Origin of the sequence: Shinella sp. HY16, assembly GCF_028534175.1 — a bacterium.
Classification (GTDB): domain Bacteria; phylum Pseudomonadota; class Alphaproteobacteria; order Rhizobiales; family Rhizobiaceae; genus Shinella.
Genome location: NZ_JAHYXL010000001.1, coordinates 147,448 through 167,379 on the forward strand (window position 1 = coordinate 147,448; position 19,932 = coordinate 167,379).

The 19,932-nt window shown below is 61.1% G+C and carries 27 protein-coding genes; 25 read left to right on the forward strand and 2 right to left on the reverse strand.

The features are described 5' to 3' along the window. The first annotated feature begins 48 nt into the window (after window positions 1-48). The 19 genes from K0P03_RS00765 (at window position 49) to K0P03_RS00855 (ending at window position 15,761) form a co-directional block, all read left to right on the forward strand. The gene (locus tag K0P03_RS00765) at window positions 49-1,677 is read left to right on the forward strand and encodes a phage major capsid protein (protein ID WP_272788643.1); all 1,629 of its coding nucleotides are present in this window, start codon (window positions 49-51) and stop codon (window positions 1,675-1,677) included. A 66-nt stretch (window positions 1,678-1,743) separates the two neighbouring features. Further along, window positions 1,744-2,070 carry a DUF2190 family protein gene (locus tag K0P03_RS00770; RefSeq protein WP_272788644.1) on the forward strand — a complete coding sequence of 109 codons (327 nt, stop codon included), beginning with the start codon at window positions 1,744-1,746 and terminating at the stop codon, window positions 2,068-2,070. Between the two features lie 38 nt (window positions 2,071-2,108). Beyond that, window positions 2,109-2,447 carry a hypothetical protein gene (locus K0P03_RS00775; protein WP_272788645.1) on the forward strand — a complete coding sequence of 113 codons (339 nt, stop codon included), beginning with the start codon at window positions 2,109-2,111 and terminating at the stop codon, window positions 2,445-2,447. Between the two features lie 4 nt (window positions 2,448-2,451). Beyond that, on the forward strand, window positions 2,452-3,273 hold the full coding sequence (locus K0P03_RS00780) for a hypothetical protein (protein WP_272788646.1): 822 nt from the start codon (window positions 2,452-2,454) through the stop codon (window positions 3,271-3,273). Beyond that, complete coding sequence (locus K0P03_RS00785; protein WP_272788647.1) at window positions 3,270-3,803, forward strand: phage baseplate assembly protein V; 534 nt, start codon at window positions 3,270-3,272, stop codon at window positions 3,801-3,803. The genes K0P03_RS00780 and K0P03_RS00785 overlap by 4 nt, the downstream gene beginning before the upstream one ends. Window positions 3,804-3,818: 15 nt before the next feature. Further along, window positions 3,819-4,193, forward strand: coding sequence for a GPW/gp25 family protein (locus K0P03_RS00790; protein WP_272788648.1), 375 nt, complete (start codon window positions 3,819-3,821; stop codon window positions 4,191-4,193). Between the two features lie 3 nt (window positions 4,194-4,196). Then, the gene (locus tag K0P03_RS00795) at window positions 4,197-5,102 is read left to right on the forward strand and encodes a baseplate assembly protein (protein ID WP_272788649.1); all 906 of its coding nucleotides are present in this window, start codon (window positions 4,197-4,199) and stop codon (window positions 5,100-5,102) included. A 5-nt stretch (window positions 5,103-5,107) separates the two neighbouring features. Further along, window positions 5,108-6,352: a phage tail protein I gene (locus K0P03_RS00800; protein WP_272788650.1), complete on the forward strand. Its 1,245-nt coding sequence runs from the start codon at window positions 5,108-5,110 to the stop codon at window positions 6,350-6,352. Between the two features lies 1 nt (window position 6,353). After that, window positions 6,354-7,538 (forward strand): hypothetical protein, encoded by a 1,185-nt coding sequence (locus K0P03_RS00805; RefSeq protein WP_272788651.1) that lies wholly within the window; start codon window positions 6,354-6,356, stop codon window positions 7,536-7,538. Between the two features lie 13 nt (window positions 7,539-7,551). After that, window positions 7,552-8,562 carry a hypothetical protein gene (locus tag K0P03_RS00810; protein ID WP_272788652.1) on the forward strand — a complete coding sequence of 337 codons (1,011 nt, stop codon included), beginning with the start codon at window positions 7,552-7,554 and terminating at the stop codon, window positions 8,560-8,562. 12 nt (window positions 8,563-8,574) lie between these two features. After that, on the forward strand, window positions 8,575-8,742 hold the full coding sequence (locus K0P03_RS00815) for a hypothetical protein (protein ID WP_272788653.1): 168 nt from the start codon (window positions 8,575-8,577) through the stop codon (window positions 8,740-8,742). Window positions 8,743-8,746: 4 nt separating this feature from the next. Continuing rightward, window positions 8,747-9,334, forward strand: a complete 588-nt coding sequence (locus K0P03_RS00820) for a hypothetical protein (protein ID WP_272788654.1) — start codon at window positions 8,747-8,749, stop codon at window positions 9,332-9,334. A gap of 14 nt (window positions 9,335-9,348) precedes the next feature. Then, the gene (locus K0P03_RS00825; RefSeq protein WP_272788655.1) at window positions 9,349-9,750 is read left to right on the forward strand and encodes a hypothetical protein; all 402 of its coding nucleotides are present in this window, start codon (window positions 9,349-9,351) and stop codon (window positions 9,748-9,750) included. Continuing rightward, window positions 9,750-10,433, forward strand: a complete 684-nt coding sequence (locus K0P03_RS00830; RefSeq protein ID WP_272788656.1) for a hypothetical protein — start codon at window positions 9,750-9,752, stop codon at window positions 10,431-10,433. The genes K0P03_RS00825 and K0P03_RS00830 overlap by 1 nt, the downstream gene beginning before the upstream one ends. A gap of 4 nt (window positions 10,434-10,437) precedes the next feature. Then, the gene (locus K0P03_RS00835; RefSeq protein ID WP_272788657.1) at window positions 10,438-11,076 is read left to right on the forward strand and encodes a DUF4376 domain-containing protein; all 639 of its coding nucleotides are present in this window, start codon (window positions 10,438-10,440) and stop codon (window positions 11,074-11,076) included. A gap of 132 nt (window positions 11,077-11,208) precedes the next feature. Next, the gene (locus K0P03_RS00840; RefSeq protein ID WP_272788658.1) at window positions 11,209-12,672 is read left to right on the forward strand and encodes a phage tail sheath C-terminal domain-containing protein; all 1,464 of its coding nucleotides are present in this window, start codon (window positions 11,209-11,211) and stop codon (window positions 12,670-12,672) included. Between the two features lie 12 nt (window positions 12,673-12,684). After that, window positions 12,685-13,200: a phage major tail tube protein gene (locus tag K0P03_RS00845; RefSeq protein ID WP_272788659.1), complete on the forward strand. Its 516-nt coding sequence runs from the start codon at window positions 12,685-12,687 to the stop codon at window positions 13,198-13,200. Between the two features lie 40 nt (window positions 13,201-13,240). Then, the gene (locus K0P03_RS00850; RefSeq protein ID WP_272788660.1) at window positions 13,241-13,516 is read left to right on the forward strand and encodes a phage tail assembly protein; all 276 of its coding nucleotides are present in this window, start codon (window positions 13,241-13,243) and stop codon (window positions 13,514-13,516) included. A 295-nt stretch (window positions 13,517-13,811) separates the two neighbouring features. Further along, entirely contained in the window at window positions 13,812-15,761 is a 1,950-nt protein-coding gene (locus K0P03_RS00855; protein WP_272788661.1) for a phage tail tape measure protein, read from the forward strand. Between the two features lies 1 nt (window position 15,762). Here the strand turns inward: K0P03_RS00855 and K0P03_RS00860 are convergent, their stop codons facing one another. Further along, window positions 15,763-16,260, reverse strand: a complete 498-nt coding sequence (locus K0P03_RS00860; protein ID WP_272788662.1) for a hypothetical protein — start codon at window positions 16,258-16,260, stop codon at window positions 15,763-15,765. 79 nt (window positions 16,261-16,339) lie between these two features. Between K0P03_RS00860 and K0P03_RS00865 the strand changes: the two genes are divergently transcribed. Genes K0P03_RS00865 through K0P03_RS00875 form a run of 3 tightly spaced genes read left to right on the forward strand, consistent with a single transcriptional unit; the run spans window position 16,340 to window position 18,161 of the window. After that, a complete protein-coding gene (locus K0P03_RS00865; protein ID WP_272788663.1) occupies window positions 16,340-16,786 on the forward strand; it encodes a phage tail protein in 447 nt (148 codons plus the stop codon). A gap of 7 nt (window positions 16,787-16,793) precedes the next feature. Then, on the forward strand, window positions 16,794-17,006 hold the full coding sequence (locus tag K0P03_RS00870) for a tail protein X (protein WP_272788664.1): 213 nt from the start codon (window positions 16,794-16,796) through the stop codon (window positions 17,004-17,006). A 3-nt stretch (window positions 17,007-17,009) separates the two neighbouring features. Beyond that, a complete protein-coding gene (locus K0P03_RS00875) occupies window positions 17,010-18,161 on the forward strand; it encodes a phage late control D family protein (protein WP_272788665.1) in 1,152 nt (383 codons plus the stop codon). A 9-nt stretch (window positions 18,162-18,170) separates the two neighbouring features. On the opposite strand, the gene K0P03_RS00880 is transcribed toward K0P03_RS00875, so the two are convergent. Continuing rightward, window positions 18,171-18,620, reverse strand: coding sequence for a hypothetical protein (locus K0P03_RS00880; protein WP_272788666.1), 450 nt, complete (start codon window positions 18,618-18,620; stop codon window positions 18,171-18,173). Window positions 18,621-18,766: 146 nt separating this feature from the next. On the opposite strand from K0P03_RS00880, the gene K0P03_RS00885 reads away from it, so the two are divergent. The 3 genes from K0P03_RS00885 to K0P03_RS00895 are packed head-to-tail and all read left to right on the forward strand — an operon-like array spanning window position 18,767 to window position 19,810. Further along, window positions 18,767-18,985, forward strand: a complete 219-nt coding sequence (locus K0P03_RS00885; protein ID WP_272788667.1) for a DUF7940 domain-containing protein — start codon at window positions 18,767-18,769, stop codon at window positions 18,983-18,985. Beyond that, complete coding sequence (locus K0P03_RS00890; RefSeq protein ID WP_272788668.1) at window positions 18,978-19,445, forward strand: lysozyme; 468 nt, start codon at window positions 18,978-18,980, stop codon at window positions 19,443-19,445. Before K0P03_RS00885 ends, K0P03_RS00890 begins: the two co-directional genes overlap by 8 nt. Beyond that, the gene (locus K0P03_RS00895) at window positions 19,445-19,810 is read left to right on the forward strand and encodes a hypothetical protein (protein WP_272788669.1); all 366 of its coding nucleotides are present in this window, start codon (window positions 19,445-19,447) and stop codon (window positions 19,808-19,810) included. The genes K0P03_RS00890 and K0P03_RS00895 overlap by 1 nt, the downstream gene beginning before the upstream one ends. The last annotated feature ends 122 nt before the right edge of the window (window positions 19,811-19,932 follow it).

Sequence of the window (19,932 nt, forward strand, 5' to 3'; positions counted from 1 at the left end):
GACGCGGGGCGACGGCGCGTTATCCCGGCTTATCAAAGGAACTGGCCAATGAAAAAGGCTGCATTCTCCATCGCGACCGTCGCCGCAATTATGTGTCTCGGTCTCTTCCTCGTCTCCGCCATGTCGGACACGGCCTATGCTGCTGACATGGTCGTCGGCTCTGGCCGGCATCTCTCCGACTACCTCGTTCTTTCCTCTCCCGTGCTCGCGGCTCTCCGCGTCAAGCTGACCGATCTTGAAGACCAGGCCGTCCGCAAGCGCTCCGAAATCGTCGAAGGTCTCACGCCGGAGGCGGTGCGTTCGATCGAGACCGAGCACGAAACGCTTCTGGCGAACATTACCCAGGTGCGGGGCGAAATCACCGCAGCCGAAGCCGCCTCGCAGACCGGCGAAAACGCGCAGCGGTCCGCATCCGATCTGGCGACGATTGCCGAGCGCACCCGCGCGCACACGATCACAGATCTTGCACGGCGCTCCAACCTCGCCGATTTCGGCGACGAGCATGTCCGTTCCGGCAGCACGGTGGAGGCCTTCCGGGCGGCGCTGATCGAGCGCCTTGTCAGCGCTGAACGTACCACGCCGACCGACAGCAATGTTCGTGCCGCTGTCGGCCGCGACGAAACGGACACGCGCCGCTCCGCAATGGTTGAGGCGCTGTCTTATGGGCTGGGCTCGCCGGTTCCGCAGGCGGGTCCGAGCGCTGCTGCCCGCCAGTTCATGGGACGCGGCCTTGTTGATCTCGCCGCCGACTCCATCGAGTATCGAGGTGGCCGCATGCTCAATGCGCGCCAGATCGACGAAATCTTCACGCGCGCCTCGCACACCACGTCCGACTTCCCTGTCATCTTCGAGGGCGCGATCAACCGGACACTTGAACAGCGTTACGCGCTGGCGCAGCCGACGTTCCGTCGCTTTGCCCGCAAACGCAACTTCCGTGACTTCCGCCCCGACACGACCGTGAAGCTCGGCGATTTCCCGTTGCTGGAGAAGGTGCTGGAAAGCGGCGAGATCAAATACGGAAGCTTCAACGAAGGCAAAGAGCAGGTGCGCGCCTTCAGTTATGCGATCGCGCTTCGCGTCACGCGTCAGATGCTGATCAATGACGACCTCGGCGCGATCTCCGAACTGCTTTCCAGCTACGGCACTTCCGTCGCCCTGTTCGAAGAGGTCACCTTCTACGCAGGTGCGTTCAACGCGAAGCTTGCCGACGGCAAGGACGTTTTCCATGCCGACCACGGAAATCTCGCCGGCGCTGGTACGGTGATCGACGTCGACAATGTCGGCAAGGCTCGCGCCGCCATGTCGAAGCAGAAGAGCACCGGCGGCAACCCGCTTCTTGCCAATCCCGCCAAGATCCTCCTCGTCGGCCCGGACAAGCTGACCGAGGCGGAAAAGTTGCTTGCCTCCATCACGCCGGCAACCGTGGCGAACGTCAATATCTTCTCGGGCCGCCTGGAACCGCTCGAAACCTCGCAGCTCTCCGGCAATGCCTGGTACGTCCTCGGTGACGGCTCGGCGGGTTCGAACTACCGCTGGGGCTATCTGGAAGGGTACGAGGCTCCCCGCGTTCGCATGGACGAGCCCTTTGGACAGCAGGGCTTCGCCATGTCCGTCGAGCACGACTTCGGCTGCGGCGCGACCGACTACCGCTTCGGCTACAAGAACCCCGGCGCGTAACCGCGCCGCTAGGTCCCCCGCAGCGGGGCCACTCCTCGGAACCCCTTTAAAAAACAGGAGGCCTGCATGGCCAAGAATTTCGTACAGCCGGGCGATACGCTCACGGTTCCGGCTCCCGCAGATGTCACCTCTGGTGACGGTGTCCTCGTCGGCGCGCTTTTCGGTGTTGCTGCGTTCACCGCCAAGAGCGGAGAGGATGTCGAAATCAACACCAAGGGCGTGTGGATTCTTCCCAAGACGAACGCGCAGGCCTGGACGGTTGGCGCGAAAATCTACTGGGACGGCTCGAAATGCACGACCGCCGACGGGTCCGGATCCAATGCGCTGATCGGGCACGCCGCGAAAGCGGCTGCCAACCCGTCCGCGACGGGCTTGGTCCGGCTCTCGATCTGATGGATTGGCGGGCGCTTGAGGCGCGTGTCGATAAAGCCATGACGCGCGCCTTCGGCGAACAGGTTCGCCTTTCTTTCATGAAGGGAGGCCGCGCCGATCCCGACCGCGGGCAGATCGTCGTTCGTGCGGTCCTGCACACCGGGGGCGATGACAGCTTTCCGCTTTCCATGACGGACGGGCAGTCGTTCCGGACCAGGCTGGCGGCAGGACAGGCCGAGCTTTTCCTGAACCGTTCCGAATATAGCGGCCCGGCTTTCGAGCCGGGGGATAGCGTCCGTGCCCTGGGCCGCGACGGCCAGCCACGGTGGGAAGTCGCTTCGATCTCCGACCGGTACAGCCACCTCATCGTTGTCAGCCTCACAGAGGCGGCGAGGTAATTATATGTCACTGGTTCGTATCGCAGGACGCATAGCAGCGGTTTATGCCCTTAGAGGAAAGACGCTGGTCGAGGACAATGTGCTCGATAGCCAGATCGCCGCCCTTGATGTCGATGCCGATGGGCAGGTTATGCTTGGCGCAGACAACGCGGTCAGCAAGAAATTTATCTCGGTTTACTCTGACGTCTCCGAGATGGGTGAGCAGACGAGGACGGGCATACGCAGCCTTAGCGACAATGGACATACCAGCTTCCTTTTTGAGGCTGGCGTTGCAGCGGCGTTTGCCGTTGTTGACCCCGAAACGGACGAGGCGGTTCTTTTCGAGGGTATTCCGGCGACGGACACCGCCTTCGAATTCTACCTTGATCTCGTCATGCGCCAGATTCTTGACGCACTGCTTGATCCTTCTGAAGGCGGATGGGCGGACATCTTCCGTAGCCTGTTCCTCGACTTCAAAAGTCTTGGCCGGATCAGGGCTTCCGGAGACAGCAAGGGCGCTCGGCTTGCGGCGCATCAGCTTCTCGTTCGTGGACAGATGATCGCAGAGCCGGTCCGTGGTGCTGAGTTGAAGCCGGAACACGCTCTTATGCGCTTCTTCGCAAAGGCGGAAACGCTCGCCGATGATGCTGTCGCCGCTCAAATCGCGCTCATGCGAGCGCAGCTCTCGGGGGATGCGACGGATATGGAGGTTGCGCTTAGACGCTTCGGCCTGACGCACGCTGAGACTGATGCGCTGCATCTCTCTCCCATGTCGGGAACGGCCGAGGATACGTCGATCTCCGGCGTTGCCGTCGGCGAGACGTCGATAGCCACAGGTCAGTCATGATACCGAAAACCCCGCCCGAGCAGATCGCGGATATCTATCATCAGCTCGCCGAAATCAGGCGGCGTGGCCGCAATCGGCGGCGGACGGGCAGGATTGTCGAAGGGCCGGACGATCAGGGGCGTTATCGTGTCGAGGTCGCCAAGCCGAACGGAAAGCCCTTCCTGTCTCGTTGGAGCAAGCCTCGAACGCTCGCGGCCGGCGGCGCGAAAATCGACGTCGTGTTTTCGGTCGGTGAGCAAGTGGATCTGGTTTCCGAAAGCGGAGACCTCACGGACGCCGTGATCGAGATGTCGACCTATTCGGACCAGTACGCCCGCGAGAATGCCGGAAATGTTCCGCTGCACATCAAAATCGGCGGGACAGTCATCCAGGCGGGCGGCGAAAGTGTCGTCATCACCGCAAGCAAAATCGTTCTCGACGGCGAAGTTCACCTCGGCGGCGAAGGCGGAAAACTCTTGCACCGCAAGGGCGATCTCGACAGCGACGGCGATGCAGCCGAAGGAAGCGCAACGCGCGTCTATGCAGTCTAGGCTGGAGGAGTAACGATGGCCGATTCAACAGGCGTGAGCGCGGCAACAGGCGCCGTTCTCACGGGCTGGCCGCATGTTGAGCAATCCATCAGCAAGATCCTGCGCACGCCGATTGGCTCTCGCGTCATGCGGCGTGATTTCGGCTCTGACCTGCCCGACATGATCGACGCCAAGATGGCGCAGCGCAACGTTCTCGCACTGTATTCGGCTGCGGCGACCGCAATTGCGCGATGGGAGCCGCGTTTTCGCATGAAGGGTGGCGCAGTCACGCGCGCCGAAGCCACGGGTGTCATCGCCCTCAACATTTACGGCACTTATTATCCGCGCGGCCACCACGGCGACTACACGGTCTCCGAAGACGCCACGGCGCGGATTGTCTTTGAGGGGTAGTCGATGACTCGCCTGACCGCAGAAACACTGGACTTTTCAAGGTTCCCAGCACCGCTTGCCATCAAGGGTATCGACTACGAAGTCCTGATGAAGCAGCGCAAGACGCGCCTCGTCGAGTTGTTTCAAGCCATCGGTATCGAATTTGACGTTGCCTCGCTGGCCAGCGATCCGGCTATCATTCACGCCGAAGATGATGCCTACCAGGAACTTCTTGCTTATGGCGAAATCAACGACGCGGTGAAGGCCGTCATGCCGGCTTTCGCACGCGGCGCGGATCTTGATCATATGGCGGCCCGCTTCGGCGTTGTTCGACGCATCATCACGGCGGCAACGGATTCTGCGCCGGCCGTGATCGAGGGCGATGCAGAATTCCGCCGGCGGACGCTCCTGGCGCCGGAGGCATGGGCCGCAGCGGGTCCGATTGGCGCGTATGCATACCATGCCCTGACAGCCGACACGCGCGTCATCAATGCCGATATCTGGTCTCCTGGACCCGGCAAAGTCAGCGTGGCGTTGCAGGCTCGACAGGGCGGCGGGATTGCGCCTTCCGAAGTGGTTGAGGCGGTTCGAGCCTATCTGGCGCGCCCCGACATAAAGCCGCTCACGGATATGGTGACGGTCCGATCGGTCTACACCGTGCCGTATTCCATCGAGTTGATAGCCTACGTGCGGCCCGGCCCGGACCAGTTGGCGGTGAAAGCTGCGATCGAAGCGAGCGTCGGCGCCATGGTGGCGGCCCGTCGCATGCCGGCCAGAGACATTCCCCGTTCGGCGATAATCGCCGCAGCGACGGTTGGCCCGGTTGATCGCGTGCAGCTTCTGTCGCCAGTCGCCGATCTGGTCATAGGGAACGGCGACCTCGCCGTCTGTCTGTCCATCAACGTCCAAGTCCTTGAACACGAAGGCTAGTTCCCATGGCTCCTACACTGCTTCCAGCCGGCTCCACCGAACCGTTTGAGCGCGTCCTTGAGCAGGGCTCCGCAGAGCGATGGGAACAGATGGATATCGACGTCATTCGGCGGGCGAAAGACCCGTGGGCGTGTCCTGCCCATCTGTTGCCGTATCTGGCGCATGAATGGTCTGTCGACCTCTGGAGCGATAGCTGGAACGAAGTCCAGAAACGCCGCGCTATTGACGCGGCAGTACGTATGCACCGGCTGAAAGGCACAGAGGAGGGCCTTCGTCTTGCGATCTCGCTGGCCGGCGGTGAACTGGTCAGTGTCGTCGCGCCGCCTTCTAAGACATTTCTTTCGCCGAACACGACGCGCGAGCAGCGCGAAGCGTTTCTGGCACGGTATCCGCAGCTGCGAATTTATCCCCGCCGCGACCGTGGCAGATCGAAAGGCTTGTTTCCGGGGACGAAACATTCGTTCGTCGAGCGTCGTTTCCCGCTGCCGACCGAGGCGTTTTTTCGGGCGCTACCGCGCGCCTTCATCTGGGACCATGGCGCAGAGACGGAGCTTACCGTACTGGAGCGCCGGCACACGACTGAAGTTGCGGAGACGGAGGAGCGCGTCGACCTTCGTCAGCGCGGTAAACGTCGGCTGAACCATTTCGGGCCACTCGGCCATCGCAAGATTTTCGCATTGGAATCCACCGCGGCGAAACGAATTTTTTCGGTTCACACACGAGACACGCTTGAAGTGCCCGGTCAGGAGCAGCTTGCTCGCAGACTGGTTTTGCCATCCATGGTGCCGATCGACGTCGTCGCACAGATGGTGCGCCAACGCGGCATTCGCCGGACGGCAACGGCCGGCAGGATGTTTCCCGGCGCCAAGTGGTTCGCCGGGTTCCTTCAGTCGTCGCGCGCGAAAGAACGCGTTTACCGCCGGACGTACCTGTTTGATCCGAAGAGGGCGCTCAATAAGAAGGGCGCTTTCACCTTCTTGGGTAAGGCCCGTCTCGGAATGCCGGCGCACCATGCCGAGATCAAGGTAAAAATTCGCTACAAGCGCCACCGGTTCGCCTTCGGCAGGTTCGTGGCCGGTTTCGTGTTGGAGCGACCGAAGACCGAGCTCGCCCTGGTGAAAGCTGCCATCCGTTCGCACAAGCGCTTGTCGGACAAGATCTTGATTACCACCAAAACCACGGACGTTGCGCGCGCTGGTGTCGAGCACCTTGCGGGGTCAATTGCCGCCGGACAACTCGTAGAGGTCTAAAATGGAACAGCAAGTCGTCTTTCGCGATCGGCAGGAAATCACGCCTGCTGATCTCAACTCGGTGCAGGAGATCGCGCGGACGTCGATCGACCGTATCGTCAAGGAGGCGGTCACCGATGAGGCGCGCTATTCGGGCCTCGAAGTCACGGCCACCAGCGCGACAAGCATTGCTGTCGCGTCCGGCGCTTTCGTCACGCAGGGTCGCGTTTACGCAGTTGCCGGCCCCGTGCCGTTCAACCTCTATGAGCAGCTTCCCGTTCAGTACAAGCGCTACATTGCGATCGTCGCAGGCGGTCTCGATGACATCGACGACAAGATCGAGGAACGTGATTTTCTCGTCGATGCCGATAACGACGAAGTGGAGCCGCAGGCCGTCGCGATGCGTAGGCTGCGCCAGGGTGCTGTCAGCCGCGTCGTCGGTACGGTCAATATTGACCCGCAGCTACCAACGCTTCCGCCCGGCAGCATCCTTGTTGCCAGCGTGCTTCTGGGGACGGCCGGCATCGAGTCCTACGTCATGGAGGCATCGACCAAGCTCCCGTCGCTTAAGAAGCACGGCGAGAAGCTCACCGACCTCGACAATTTCCGCAAGCGTGCAGAACCGCAGATTGGCGCGCTCATTACTCAGATGTCAGTGCTGGCCACGACCACTGACAGCAAGGCGAGCCGCAACGATCTCATCGAAGCGTTGGTGGATCTTGCGCGCGTCAAGGAAGCAGCGAACCTGCCGGACAGCTATTCCGCCTACGGGTCGGACAGCTTTGCCGATGATGACGAAACCGACCCATCGTCGGCCTCAGGTCACACAATCGCCAATGATGCTCTGGGCTTTGCCAGCACGACCGAACTGAAAAACCTCCAGCTCCTGAACCCGACGGATCCGCTGGTCCGTCGTTGGGATACAGACTGGATCACCCCGGCTCACGACTACGAGGTCTTGATGGAGGTGCCGGGCTCGAACGGTGACCTATCGGCCTCCTCATACCAGACACAGGGTGTCGTCACGAGCACCAAAAGCAGCAGCTCGAAACAGGTGACAGTCGGCACCTACACGTCCGTTGCCGCGGCCAAGAAGGCGCTCACGAACTCCTATGGAACGACGTCCGGCTCGGTGATCAGCGAGACGAAGGTGAAGCAGTCCGATGGCTCGTACAAGACGCAATACGTCGCCAAAAAAGTTCTCTAACTGAGGGGTCGACATGCCTACCGTAACACATACCGGCGTCGCCATCGCGCAGACGTTCCGAACCGCGCGCGCCATGAAAATCTCGCGGGTCGGATTTTTTCTCACGCAGCTCGACACTTCGGGCGATGTGACCGTTCTCCTTTGCGAGACCAAGAACGCGAAGCCTGACCAAAGCCGGATCATCTCGAAGGTCACTGTGCCTTACGCCGATCTGAAAACAGGCGGCCTCGAAACGACGGCCAACCTACCGCCCGGCTCCTTCGAGGCGGGTAAGCTTTATGGCTTCATCCTGATTACGACGGGCAACCATCGTATCCAGACAGCGCCTGTCGGTTACACCGAAGGCACACTGTTCTACGGGCAGGACCAGGACTGGGTTTCACCAACAGCCGGTCGCGATCTCAAGATCAAGCTCTACGCCGACAAATTCACGCGGACCCGTACCGAGGTCTCCTTCGGAACGATCACGCTGGCTGGCGGCATCGACAGCATCGATTACAACATTCCAGTCGATGAGCCGGATGGTACGGCATTCTACCTGGAAGGCCGTATTGCAGGTGTCTGGCGTGACCTGAAGGAGCCTGATGTGCTTGCGTCCCGGCCCGATACCATCGAACTTCGAGGGGTCTTCATCGGGACATCGTCGCTCCAGGCGGCTATCAAACTCGGCAACGGCGTCATCACAGCTCGCAGGGCGGGGCTGACGCTGCACCACCTGTCCACGGCGCGCACGCTCGCAGTTGGTAAGCAGAATTTCGTCGTAGACCTGTGGCTCGACAACTACGACCAGACCGATCCCGGCCAGGATCTCGATATCACGCTGAAGCACGGCGTCGGCTACGGCACCTCGACCGTCGGGACAGCCGGGCAGGTGAGCGAAGATACGGCCGATACGAAGCGAGCTCGGTTCGCGTTTGCCGTTGGCTCGAACATCACGAGCTACAAAATCGATATCGCCGGTGCCCGCGATGCGGATGTGCCGCCGTATCTCATCCTCGAACGCGTCGACGTCGCGGTCAGCTAAGGAGGCTTCCACATGGCTACGAAGAAGAAGCCGGCAGAGGCGCAGGAGGGGATGGTGTGGGCCTTGCTCACTCAAACCCACGATCTTCCCGGCATGAAACTTGTTCCAGGACGTGTGCGCGTCTCGCCAGCGCTCCGGGACGAACTCAAGGTCGCCGGCAAGATCGTCGAGCAGGAGTAAGCCCATGGCGTTGGAATACGGCACTCCCAACATGCCGGAGATGATCGATGGCAAGACGCGGCTTGGCGAGGCGTATTTCAACCCTCTAAACAAGCGTATCGATCAGCGCGTCTCGGCGCTGGAAGAACTGAAGGTCTCGTGGCAGGACGCAACGGATCTTCTCACTTCACAAGGTCTCGGCCGCATCGACGCAGTGCTTGGTCCAGCCTTCGAGGAGATCGACCAATCTCTCGCCACGTTGGCGATTATGTTGGCCACAGCGCAAACGGATCTCAATGCCGCTGCGGAAGGTGCGCTGGAACAGATCCAACCGCAGATCGACGCGAAGCTTGATGCCATGGATTTGGCGATCACAGCGCTCAATGCCGCCGTCATGGCGGGCAATGCCGCGATAGCTTCCGCTGTGGCGGCCGGGAACTCATCCATTTCAACCGCTGTGGAATCGGCTGCGTCGGCGACCAGCGCCGCGACCACGGCGGCAAGCGCAGCAACTGCCGCCGCTAGCGGCGTGGCGGCTGCGATCGCATCCGCCATCGCCACCACTCAAGCGCAAGCCCGCCGGCAGGCGATAGCCTTCGCCATTGCCCTCTAATCTAGGAGACTACAATGGCAGTTAGCCATGAACCTGTGTTCGCGCAGGCCGGCCGAACCGTGTGCGCGACCGCCACGGCAGCCAAAACGACGTATAACGACATCGCCAACGCGGTACTGCTGTGCACGGGGGAGACGAACGGTTCGATCCTTAAGGCGCTCTCCGCTATGCCGCTGGCAACCGTAACGGCTTCGAAGTTGATGCTTCTGCACTCCGATGCTGCCGGCACGGTGGTGACGTTGGTGGACAGCGTTCTGATGGCCGCGCACACGGTGGCGGCAACGACGGCGACGCCCGTTACAGTCTTCACCGGTTTTTCGGAAATTCGCTTGAAGGCTGGCGACAAGCTTTACGTCGCCTCTGGGGTCGCTCTGGCGGGCGGTATCGCCTTCGCTGGTCAGGTCGAGGACATGTGATGCCGTCTCCCGTGAACTCCCGCCGCTTCGGCCTTTACCCGTCCCTGGGCAATCGGGGACGGTTTCCGGTCGATCCTGCGAAGTCGGGCGGTTCTTCTTTGAAGTTCATCGGGGTCACCTCAGTACCGTCAAATCAGAGCCTTGCATCTCTCAACGTCGGTCCAGCAGCCTCGAATAGAACTTTAGTATTCGTATTCAGCGCGTTTTACAATAATTCAGGCCCGCAGATCTCCTCTTGGCTCATTGATGGTGTTCCAATCGATTATGTCGATGGAAGTTTTGCTCAAGCCGGTCAATCCGTGATCTGCGGTATTGGTTACGTAAAAAAGGAAGCTAAATCAAACGTAAAGCTCGATATGACGCTAGCTGGAACAGTTGGAGGGGCGGTCATCGCGGTCTATCAACTCTTCACGCCTAATCCGAAGCCGTCGATTATCAAGCAATTCAACGCTGGTACTACGGGATCGATAATTTTAGGGAAAGGTTCGGTGGGAGTATTCACGAGTGGAACCGGCGATATTGCTCAAGTAGATAGTATCAAAAACGGTATTATTGACTACGACAACTCGGCTTCAACACTTCGTATCAGTCCCATTGGTCGAGTTGTAAGACCTTCCTTACCTTTAATTCTGACGGCAGATCGAACCGCACAATTCAAAATGACAGCTGTGGCTTGGGATTGAGATTATGGAACAGCAGAACTACCAGCGCATCCTCCTTTCCGGCCCGACGATCGATGGCGAGCCCGGTCTCCCAGACGATCTGTTCGGCCTTGCCGACGAAACCCTTGCTGACCTCGCCGCGGCTATCGACCCGGTTCCACCTCAATATGATGGCCTCGGCTACTGGCCAATCCATCCAGCGGACCCGCTTCCGCCCAACAAGGTGTCGGCCGGGCGGAGCCGTGAGATCGTCGGTGGGTTGGTGAAATGGATCGATGAGCTTGCCGACGCTCCCCGTCCTTCGGGCACGGAGATCAACGCGGAGCGTGATCGGCGCATTGCCGCAGGCAAGACGTTCACTGTGACGGGCTATGGGGACGTCGCCCTTCAGGGTCGAATTCAGGACCAGGTGAACCTGCAAGCCCGCCTCATCGCCGCGCAGACCGCGAAGGCGCTGGGCGTCACGGACCCGCTGCTGGTGATCCGCGACGCAAATAACGTCAACCACATGCTCACGCCCGACCAGGTGATCGAGTTGGTCAGCGACGGCACAGCATGGATCGAGGCCACCATGCAGGTGAGTTGGGACATGAAAGACGGGGTCGCGCCATTCGAGAATGGTGCGCCTTATGATTACGCCGCCAACGAGGCGTATTGGCCCTAAGGGTCGCGTTGTACCCGCAATTTCCGAAGTCCGCACCGGTGTTTCCTTCCGTCGGTGCGACGCCGCCTGACCGTCTGCTGGGGCGTCAGGCGGCACCCTTTCGCACATCCCCAAAAACATAGGAGCCTGTCGATGGCAGACCTTTCGTATCACCACGGCGTCAAGCTCGTGGAAAGCCCTGACACTCCGGCGCTTGTGCGGATCTTCCGCCAGAGCACGACGATGGTGAACGGCACGGCGCCCGATGCCGATGTCGCAGCGTTTCCGCTGAACTACCCGACCCTCGTCACCTCGCTGACGCAGGCGGCGGCACTCGGCGCGGCCGGCACGCTGCTGGAGTGGCTGACAACCTTCTTCGGTGAAGGCGGCTCCTTCGTCATTGTCAATCGCGTCGAGCACAGCGACACGCCGGCGACGCTCGAAGCCAATCTCATCGGCAACGCCGTTGCGCGCACGGGTCTCTACGCTGCGCTCCGCGCGAAGGCGCTTACCGGCTATCAGCCCCGCGTCGTCGTGACGGCCGGCAAGACCGGCACATGGATCGAAGACGGTGTTGTCTCGATCGCAATTTCCAACCAGGGCGCAAACCTGACGGAGGCTCCGACCGTCACAGCTTCCGGCGGCGGCTCCGATCCGGGCAAGGTGCTGCCGACGCTCGTCGCCGTTCTCGGCGAGGGTGCGAACGCCGGCAAGGTGATCCGGGTCGACATCACGAATCCCGGCAAGAAGCTTTCCGCTGCGCCGAGCATCGCCTTTACCGGCGGCGGCAGCGATGAGGACAAGGTGCTGCCGGCTGCGACCGCCAATGTCGGCGACGTCGCCAATCCGTTCATTTCGGCGCTGAACACGATCTGCCCGCAGATCCGTGCACGCGCCTATATCGACGGGCCGAACACGACGAACGCCGAAGCCATCCGCTTCCGCCAGACCGTGACGGGCGGGCGCATCCTCATCATCGACCCCGCCGTGTTGAAGAACGTCGATGGCACGCCGATCCAGAAGGCGGCGGCTCCGGTTTTCGCTGGCGTGCGCGCCCGTGTCGTTGCGTCCGAAGAAGGCGTCAGCGGCTCCGTCTCCAACAAATTCATCCGCACGATCGACGGCGTCGCCCGCACGATCGAATACCCGAACGACAGCAACTACCTGAACGAAAACCAGGTGGCCACGATCATCAACGAACGTGGCGGCCTGCGTACGTGGGGCTCGCGGCTGGCGATCGACGATCCGCTCTGGCAGTTCGACAGCGTTCGCGCCACGGCCGACATGATCAACGAGTCGATCGAGGATCTCTATTTCCTCTATGTCGACCGCAAGATGAAGAAGTTCAATCTGAAGATGCTCGTCGAGGACGGCAACGCGGCAATGCGCGTCTTCGCCAAGAACGACGACATCCTCGGCGGCAAGGTCTGGCTCGCGGACCTGAACGTGCCGGCGCTGAATGCCAACGGCAAGGTTTTCCTGAACGTCGAGTTCGAGCCTGTCGGCCTGATGGAACAGATCCACGTCACCACGCACCGCAACATCCTCTATTACCAGCTTGTGCTGGATGAGGTTCGCGGCGCGATCGAAAACGGCCCGCTGACGCTGGCGGCCTAAGGAGCGAACCCGATGTCCGAAAAATACCTTCCCCGCTTCCTACTTCGCGATTGCACCCTCTTCGCCGATCGCGAAACCAAGCTCGGCCAGATCGGCGATATCACGCCGCCGGTTCCGCAGGCCAAGGCCGAGGAGCTGCGCAACGGCGGCATGATCAAGCCCCGCGAGGTCCGCCTTGGTTTCGAGAAGCTGGAATTCAGCTTCAAGATGCCGGGGCTCGATCCGCAGATCATGACCCTCTTCGGCTATGCGCCGGGCACGGAGCATCCGTTCATGGTCACCGGGGCTCTCGTCGACGAGGACGGCACGGTGCACTCGGCCGTGATGACGATCCGCGGCTTTCTGCGCCAGGCCGACCACGGCACCTGGAAGGGAGGCGACATGGCCGAGAACGATTTCCAGGTCTCCGTCAATTACTACAAGCTCGAAGTCGACGGCGAGGAGCTGATCGAGATGGACGACTTCGACATCAAGATCCGCGGCCAGTCGCAGTATGCGACCATCCGCGCCGCCATGCTGGTCGACTGATCGGCGATCCTTCCGCACCCTGAAATTTCGAGGAAATTCCATGTTCACGTTCACGCTGTCGGCGCCGATCGAACACGCCGGCAAAACCTATTCCACCCTCACGTTTCGCGAGGCCGAGACCGGCGACCTGATGGTTGCCGACAAGTTCGAAGGCCAGACGTCGAAGGTGGCCGCCATGCTTTCCGCCATGTGCGAAATGCCGCTGCCCGCCTTCAAGAAGATCAAGGCCCGCGAATTCTCGCGGCTGATGAAGGAGGCGGCCCATATGCTGGGGGAGCCCGAGGGTACTCCGCCGGGGGGCACGACTGGGGCCTGATCATCTGCCTGATCGCGGCCATTACGGGGCCATCGCCCGACATTGTCGAGCGCTGGCCCCCATCCAAGACCCTCGCCTATTTCGACAAGGCCCTTGAGGCACGCAAGCTGCTCGGAAGATCCGCATGAGCATTCTCCAGTCCACCCTCAAACTGACGCTTCTCGACGAGGTGTCAGCCCGCGCGAAGCGCATCCAGGGCGTGCTATCCGGCTTCCAGCGCCAGCAGACGGCCTTTGCCGCTCCGTTTCGGGGGATCGCTGCGCAGGCGCTTGCCTTCGGCGGCGCTTACCTTGGCGTGACAGAGGGCATCTCCGGCACGGTCGGCGCGGCGATCAAGTTCGAATCCGCCTTTGCCGATGTGCGCAAGGTGGTCGATGCGACGGATGAGCAGTTCCAGAACATGGAGCGCTCGATCAAGGACATGTCGCGGCAGCTTCCGCTGTCCGCAACCGAGATTGCAGCACTTTATGCTGCGGCAGGCGAGAGCGGCGTCGCGACGAACGACCTGAAGACGTTCTCGGAAATGGCGGCCCGCGTGGGCATCGCCTTCGACATGGGTGCCGGCGAGGCGGGCGAAAGTCTCGCCAAGCTGAAGACGCAGCTCGGGCTGAATGTTGCCGAGACCGGCGACATGGCCGACGCCATCAACCACCTCTCGAACAACATGGCGTCGAAGGCGAAGGACATCACGTCCTATATGCTGCGCGTCGGCGCGCTGGCCGAAATGGGCGGCTTCGCGAAGGAAGAGATTGCCGCCATCGGCAGCGCCATGATCGCCGCCGGCGCTGAGGCCGAGACCGCCGGCACGGCCATGCAGAACGTCGTCAAGGCGTTGACACGAGGTGCGTCTGCGAAGAAAGGCCAGAAGGATGCCGCCAAGGCGCTCGGTCTGCACCTGCCCACGATCGCGAAGGATATGCAGAAGGACGCCAAGAGCACCATGAAGAAGGTGCTCACGGCCATCGCCAAGGCACCGAAGGACCAGCATATCTCGCTGCTCTCCGATTTCTTCGGCGATGAGGCGAAGGCCTTCGCGCCGCTGGTCGGCAATATCAAGCTGCTTGACCAGGCGCTCGACAGCGTCGCCGACCGCACGCAATATGCAGGCTCCGCGTTCCGCGAATATGTTTCGCGCGCAGGCACGGTGGAAAATGCGCTCCAGATCCTGCGCAACAAGTTCGCCTTCGTCTTTGAGGATATCGGCAAGGAGTGGCTTCCGACCGTCCGTGAGGGCGTCGAGGGTATCGGCTATGTGCTCGACACGCTCGGCGAGCGCGCCTCCATTTTCGACGAGATGAGCGCCGGTATGAAGGGATTCATGCAGGGGCTCGGCTATGACAGCAGCGTGCGCGAGATGGTCAAGGATCTCGGCGATCTGCTGTTCGGCGAGGTTGACGGCGATGGCGCGGCTGACAAGCTGGGGCGGATTTTCAAGGAGTTCGAAGGGTACGGTCAGTCTATCCGCCAGTTCAAGAAAGATCTGGAAGATAACCCTCTTGTGCAGTTCTTCGAAGATCTCAGCCCCTATTATTTGGAGGTTCTTAAGTGGAGCATCGGCTTCGCGCTCGTTGCAGGCGCGATCCGCAAGCTCGCCGCAGCTTTCTGGTTGCTCTCTGGGGCATCGACAGTATTTGGCGCTGTTAAGACTATAGGCGGTCTGGCTGGTGCACTTGGGTTGGGTGGTGCCACGACTGCTGCATCAGGCGCTGCGGGAACCGCAGCGGGGGCGGCGGGAGGCGCGGCAGCAGCGGCCGGGGCTCGCGGCGGTGCACTCGGCTTGATAGGTTCTATCTCCAAGGGGGTTGGGCAATTCTTGCTACGGAACCCGTGGATTACGGCTGCGGGCGTCACCTACGGAGCACTGGACGCCGTACCACACAAGGCGATGGCATCTGCCACAAAGGATGATCCGGACCTCCCGGCACGGTTAGCTGCCTGGCAAAATCAGTTCGGGGACGTGCCTTTCGAGGGTGGTCGACATCGCGTCGGATTAGGTGCTGCTCCAGCTCCGGGCGACGATGTTCAAAAGCCCGTGGTTCTGGATGCTGGTACGATCAGTCAGCTTCTGCAGCCTTCTCATGGCGTGCAGGAAGTGCGCGTCACCAACAACGAACCTCAGCCAATCATTGTCAATGCGCCGATATCGATCACGGGCGTTTCCTCGCCTGAGGCAGCGGCCGACGCTGCGATCTCTCGACTCGGGCAGGAGATCAAAAACGCCGTTGAGGCCGCCGATACCGACTAGGCTAAATGAAGTTGTAGACGATCCACCATTGATCATACTCAATGTAGGCCTTGTAGCTCACATTCTGCTTGGACTGGTCGGACATTACGGCCAGTCCTGTGCATTCGGTCGTTTCCGGCTCTTTCTTCACAGTCTTGATCTCAAAGATACCGAGAATCTTTGCACCGCTGGCTTGCTCTGCGGATAGGCTAACTATCTCAGGGACGAGATTGTCGCAATCGTACGTGCCTTTGGATAGCTCGGTAAGCACGTTCGTCTGCGTCAGGACAACCAGCGCTCCCGCAAGCCCTATCCCGCCAACGATCAAATTTGGCGCGTAAGATTGTGCGGGTTGCTCGCTTTTTGACCTTGGCCAAAATGGTACGACGATCAGCGCAAACACTCCGAAAACGAAACCAATTACGGCCCACGCTCCCGCGTTAAGGCCCTTTCGTTTCGCAATCGCGGACGTGATCGCTGCGCAGATGAGCAAAACGCAAATCGTCAGAAGTGCGGTCAATTTTCCATCCCCCATAATCCCTGCAATCTATAAGTGAAAGTTTTAAGCGCAAGTCGCTTGAACAAACAAGAGCACGCAAATGTCCGGACCAGTCGCAATGATGCTCGGCTCTTTCGGGTTCGAGGCCCTTGGCTTCGGGTTCGATACGGTACAGCGCCGTCTCCAGACGCCGTGGGCGGATATTCCGGTCGCGCAGGATTTCAACCAGCAGCAATGGACCGGCCCGACGTCGGAGGAAGTGACCATCAAGGGCGTGCTCTTTCCTGTCGAGTTCGGCGGGCAGGAATCTCTTGACGGCATTCTCGCAGCGGCGAGCGCCGGCATGCCGATGATGCTGGTCTCGGGCAGCGAGGCGGCCGGCGTGATCCACGGCATGTTCACTGTTCAGGGTGTCGAGGAGGATCGCTCCTTTCACACCCGCCGCGGCACGCCGATGCGCAACGCCTACAGCATCTCCCTCAAGCGGTACGGCGGCGGCCTTTCCGGCTCGTCGCTGCTGACCGGCATCGTCGATATCTTCCGATAGGCGCGCCATGGCCACGATCTATGTGACGAAACAGGGTGAGACCGTGGATCTCGCCTGCCTCGCCCATTACGGACGCACCGCCGAGGTGACGGAAGCCGTGCTCGATGCCAATCCGGGACTTGCCGGCCTCGGACCCATCCTGCCGATGGGCACGCGCATCACCATGCCCGACATCTCCCGGCGCGCCACGGCGCGGCCCCTTGTCAGCCTCTGGAACTGAGCCATGCGACCCATTGTCGAAATCACCGTGGACGGGACGCCCGTCGCTGGGCTGTTTTATGAGCGGCTGACCTCCATCAGCGTGACGGACAAGGAGGGCTTGGCTTCCGACGTTTTCCAGATGGAGTTGAACGACGGTCCGCCCAGCTTCCTTGCCATCCCGCGCAAGGGCGCGATCGTCGATATCCGGATCGGCTATGGTACGGCGCGCAGCCTCGGGCTCTTCGTCGTCGACAAGGTGGATGTGAAATGCCTGCCCTATTCCATGTCGATTTCCGGCAAGGCGCGCGACATGCGTTCCGGCAAGATGAAGGAGCACCAGGAGCGGCACTGGGACAAGAAGAAGGTGAAGGACATTGTCGGCGAGATTGCCGCTGAGAGCGGGCTTGCCGCCTCGGTCGACAGCGAGATCGGCGAGCACGAATACGACTGGTTCGGTCAGCTTGACGAGAGCAATGTCCACGTCCTGCGTCGCCTCGCGGACCGGCACAACGCCCTCTTCAAGGTGCGCGATGGACGTCTCGTCTTCTCCAAGCGCGGCTCCGGCAACGCGGCCGGAGGTAGCTTCCTTGGATCGGTGGTCGTAACGCCTGGCGTGATCGTCCAGGGGACGTGCTCATTCGAGGCGAACGACCGCACGAAATACAAGAAGGTCGTTGCCTACTATCAGGACAAGGACAAGGCCGAGCGGACGGAGATCGAGGCGGACAGCGATGCCGCCGGCGACAGCGTGTACCGCATCCCAACACCCTTCGCGGATCTCGCCGAAGCGGACAAGGCAGCGCAGGCCAAGGCGAAGGATCTGAAGCGCGGCGAAGGCGCCGCCTCCGTGACCGTGACGGGAGATACTGCCATCGTTGCCGGTGCACCACTGCTCTTCCAGGGTGTGCGGCCGGGGCTCGATGGCGTGCCTTACGTCATCGACACCGCCGTTCACACCTACGGGAAGAAGGACGGTTATCGCACGCGGATCAGCGGCAAGCTCTATGACGGGTCATCCGGCGGGAGCGGCAGCGACAGCGGCTCCGAGGGCGAAGGTTCCACAGGCGGCTCCAACGAAACGGGAACAGTGGCGAAGGACTCTCCCGAGGGAACGCCGGCCACACCAACCGAGTGGGTGAACACCCGGCGGTATGGCCGGACCGATGAGAATTAGCGGTTTAGGCTAGCTGAAGCGCACGTCGCTTGGAGCAAATGTCGCATCAATCGTCTGGCATTCAATCGGGGCATTGCTCGTTACCGCATCGTAAAGTGGATCGCTATACCTACCGGCGATGCGCGCATATTCGAGAGTGTGCAAAATAGCAATCCGCGAGCCCATTCCGCCAAACAAGCTTTCCAGGTTGTAGAATTCAACGTTCGCGAGCGTACCGGCTCTCCAGTTTTGATCTACGTATGCCATGAGCGAGTCAATGAAGCTGTTGTCCACTGCATAGACGGCGTCGAACGGATCGCCGCCATGCGTCTCCTTCATACCGTGCTCATGGAAATATGGAGCGAGCCTTTTTTGATGCGCATATGCCAGTGCCGGCTCGAAGTTAGCCGGGCTCTGAAGAAAGCCGGTGAGAAAACCTTGGCGCTTCACTTCGTAGGCGGCCTGCAATTCTTTGGTCATTGAAAAATTCCTTCTAATTTAGCTGGGCAATTCCCGCGCCAGAGATGGCGTGCTGTTCCCGAAACTTCAAGTCTAGCCAAATCGAATTCACTACCAACGGGCGCTTTTCGTTCGCCCGCCCTTAGTAAACCTCATGGAGAAGGCTTATGCACCTCGCCCCCAACTGGCGGGCGGTGCTCCGGCGCGCCTGGAGCATTCGTCTCATTCTGCTTGCCGGCCTTCTATCCGGCGGCGAAGTCGCGCTGCCGCTGCTCGGCGACGCGCTCCCCATCCCGCCCGGCGTCTTTGCCGGCCTCTCCTTCCTTTTCACTGCCGGCGCGTTCGTCGCCCGGCTCGTAGCGCAGAAAGGCGTTTCCGATGAATAGCAGGCTCAAGAAGAATGGCACGCTCATGGCCGCCGCCGTTGCCCTTATTGGTGGATGGGAGGGGCTGCGCACCGTCGCCTATCGCGACGTAGTCGGCATTCCGACTGTCTGCTTCGGCGAGACGCGCGGCGTGAAGATGGGTGACCGTTATTCTGTCGACGAGTGCAAGGCGATGCTCGGCGATGGCCTCGCCGAATTCGAACAGGGCATGCGCAAATGCCTGAAGGCCCCGGACCAGATCCCGGCGAAGAGCTATATAAGTTTCCTGTCGCTCTCGTACAACATCGGGACCGGCGCGTTCTGCGGGTCGACGGTTGCGCGGCGGGCCAATGCTGGCGATGTTCGCGGAGCCTGCAACGCGATCCCGATGTGGAACAAGGCTGGCGGGCGCGTCGTGCAGGGCCTTGTCAATCGCCGTAAGGACGAACAACGCATCTGCATAGAGGGGCTTGCAGGCTGATGCCGACGCTGATCTGGCTCGCCAAGTCCGTTGGCGTCTATGGCCTCATCGCGGCAGCCGTCTTCGTCTGGCACCTCTATGAGCGCAATCAGGCCTATCATGCCGGGCAGCGCGACGAGCGCCTCGTCTGGCAGGAACAGGCCCGCCGCGCCGAGCTTCAGCGCGAGGCCGACCGCAAGGCGGCACAAACCAAGATCGACCAGGTCGAGCGGGAGTATCTCTCCCGAACGATGACCGACGCCCTACGCATTTCCGAACTGGAGAAGGCCCTTGAAGAGGATCAGACGAGCAGCCCTGCTGGTGGCTGCGGCCCTGCCCTGTCTCGCAGGTTGCGGGACGCCATCGACCGTGTCGGGCGGGATTGATCCGGCCCGTATCCCTCAAACCCTTCGGCAGGCATGCCAGCCGGTCTCCAGCCTTCCGGACGGTGACCTGTCGTCCTCGGCCGCTGCGCGTCTCTGGGGGCAGGATCGCGCGGCGCTCGGTG

Bases quoted from the DNA above. Each gene is read 5' to 3' on its own strand.
- K0P03_RS00880 (WP_272788666.1), bottom strand. From the start codon at position 18,620: ATGACCAAAGAATTGCAGGCCGCCTACGAAGTGAAGCGCCAAGGTTTT.
- K0P03_RS00865 (WP_272788663.1), top strand. From the start codon at position 16,340: ATGTCCGGACCAGTCGCAATGATGCTCGGCTCTTTCGGGTTCGAGGCC.
- K0P03_RS00810 (WP_272788652.1), top strand. From the start codon at position 7,552: ATGCCTACCGTAACACATACCGGCGTCGCCATCGCGCAGACGTTCCGA.
- K0P03_RS00870 (WP_272788664.1), top strand. From the start codon at position 16,794: ATGGCCACGATCTATGTGACGAAACAGGGTGAGACCGTGGATCTCGCC.
- K0P03_RS00890 (WP_272788668.1), top strand. From the start codon at position 18,978: ATGAATAGCAGGCTCAAGAAGAATGGCACGCTCATGGCCGCCGCCGTT.
- K0P03_RS00850 (WP_272788660.1), top strand. From the start codon at position 13,241: ATGTTCACGTTCACGCTGTCGGCGCCGATCGAACACGCCGGCAAAACC.
- K0P03_RS00775 (WP_272788645.1), top strand. From the start codon at position 2,109: ATGACGCGCGCCTTCGGCGAACAGGTTCGCCTTTCTTTCATGAAGGGA.
- K0P03_RS00780 (WP_272788646.1), top strand. From the start codon at position 2,452: ATGTCACTGGTTCGTATCGCAGGACGCATAGCAGCGGTTTATGCCCTT.
- K0P03_RS00805 (WP_272788651.1), top strand. From the start codon at position 6,354: ATGGAACAGCAAGTCGTCTTTCGCGATCGGCAGGAAATCACGCCTGCT.
- K0P03_RS00885 (WP_272788667.1), top strand. From the start codon at position 18,767: ATGCACCTCGCCCCCAACTGGCGGGCGGTGCTCCGGCGCGCCTGGAGC.
- K0P03_RS00770 (WP_272788644.1), top strand. From the start codon at position 1,744: ATGGCCAAGAATTTCGTACAGCCGGGCGATACGCTCACGGTTCCGGCT.
- K0P03_RS00765 (WP_272788643.1), top strand. From the start codon at position 49: ATGAAAAAGGCTGCATTCTCCATCGCGACCGTCGCCGCAATTATGTGT.
- K0P03_RS00875 (WP_272788665.1), top strand. From the start codon at position 17,010: ATGCGACCCATTGTCGAAATCACCGTGGACGGGACGCCCGTCGCTGGG.
- K0P03_RS00895 (WP_272788669.1), top strand. From the start codon at position 19,445: ATGCCGACGCTGATCTGGCTCGCCAAGTCCGTTGGCGTCTATGGCCTC.
- K0P03_RS00835 (WP_272788657.1), top strand. From the start codon at position 10,438: ATGGAACAGCAGAACTACCAGCGCATCCTCCTTTCCGGCCCGACGATC.
- K0P03_RS00790 (WP_272788648.1), top strand. From the start codon at position 3,819: ATGGCCGATTCAACAGGCGTGAGCGCGGCAACAGGCGCCGTTCTCACG.
- K0P03_RS00820 (WP_272788654.1), top strand. From the start codon at position 8,747: ATGGCGTTGGAATACGGCACTCCCAACATGCCGGAGATGATCGATGGC.
- K0P03_RS00785 (WP_272788647.1), top strand. From the start codon at position 3,270: ATGATACCGAAAACCCCGCCCGAGCAGATCGCGGATATCTATCATCAG.
- K0P03_RS00795 (WP_272788649.1), top strand. From the start codon at position 4,197: ATGACTCGCCTGACCGCAGAAACACTGGACTTTTCAAGGTTCCCAGCA.
- K0P03_RS00845 (WP_272788659.1), top strand. From the start codon at position 12,685: ATGTCCGAAAAATACCTTCCCCGCTTCCTACTTCGCGATTGCACCCTC.
- K0P03_RS00830 (WP_272788656.1), top strand. From the start codon at position 9,750: ATGCCGTCTCCCGTGAACTCCCGCCGCTTCGGCCTTTACCCGTCCCTG.
- K0P03_RS00800 (WP_272788650.1), top strand. From the start codon at position 5,108: ATGGCTCCTACACTGCTTCCAGCCGGCTCCACCGAACCGTTTGAGCGC.
- K0P03_RS00825 (WP_272788655.1), top strand. From the start codon at position 9,349: ATGGCAGTTAGCCATGAACCTGTGTTCGCGCAGGCCGGCCGAACCGTG.
- K0P03_RS00815 (WP_272788653.1), top strand. From the start codon at position 8,575: ATGGCTACGAAGAAGAAGCCGGCAGAGGCGCAGGAGGGGATGGTGTGG.
- K0P03_RS00840 (WP_272788658.1), top strand. From the start codon at position 11,209: ATGGCAGACCTTTCGTATCACCACGGCGTCAAGCTCGTGGAAAGCCCT.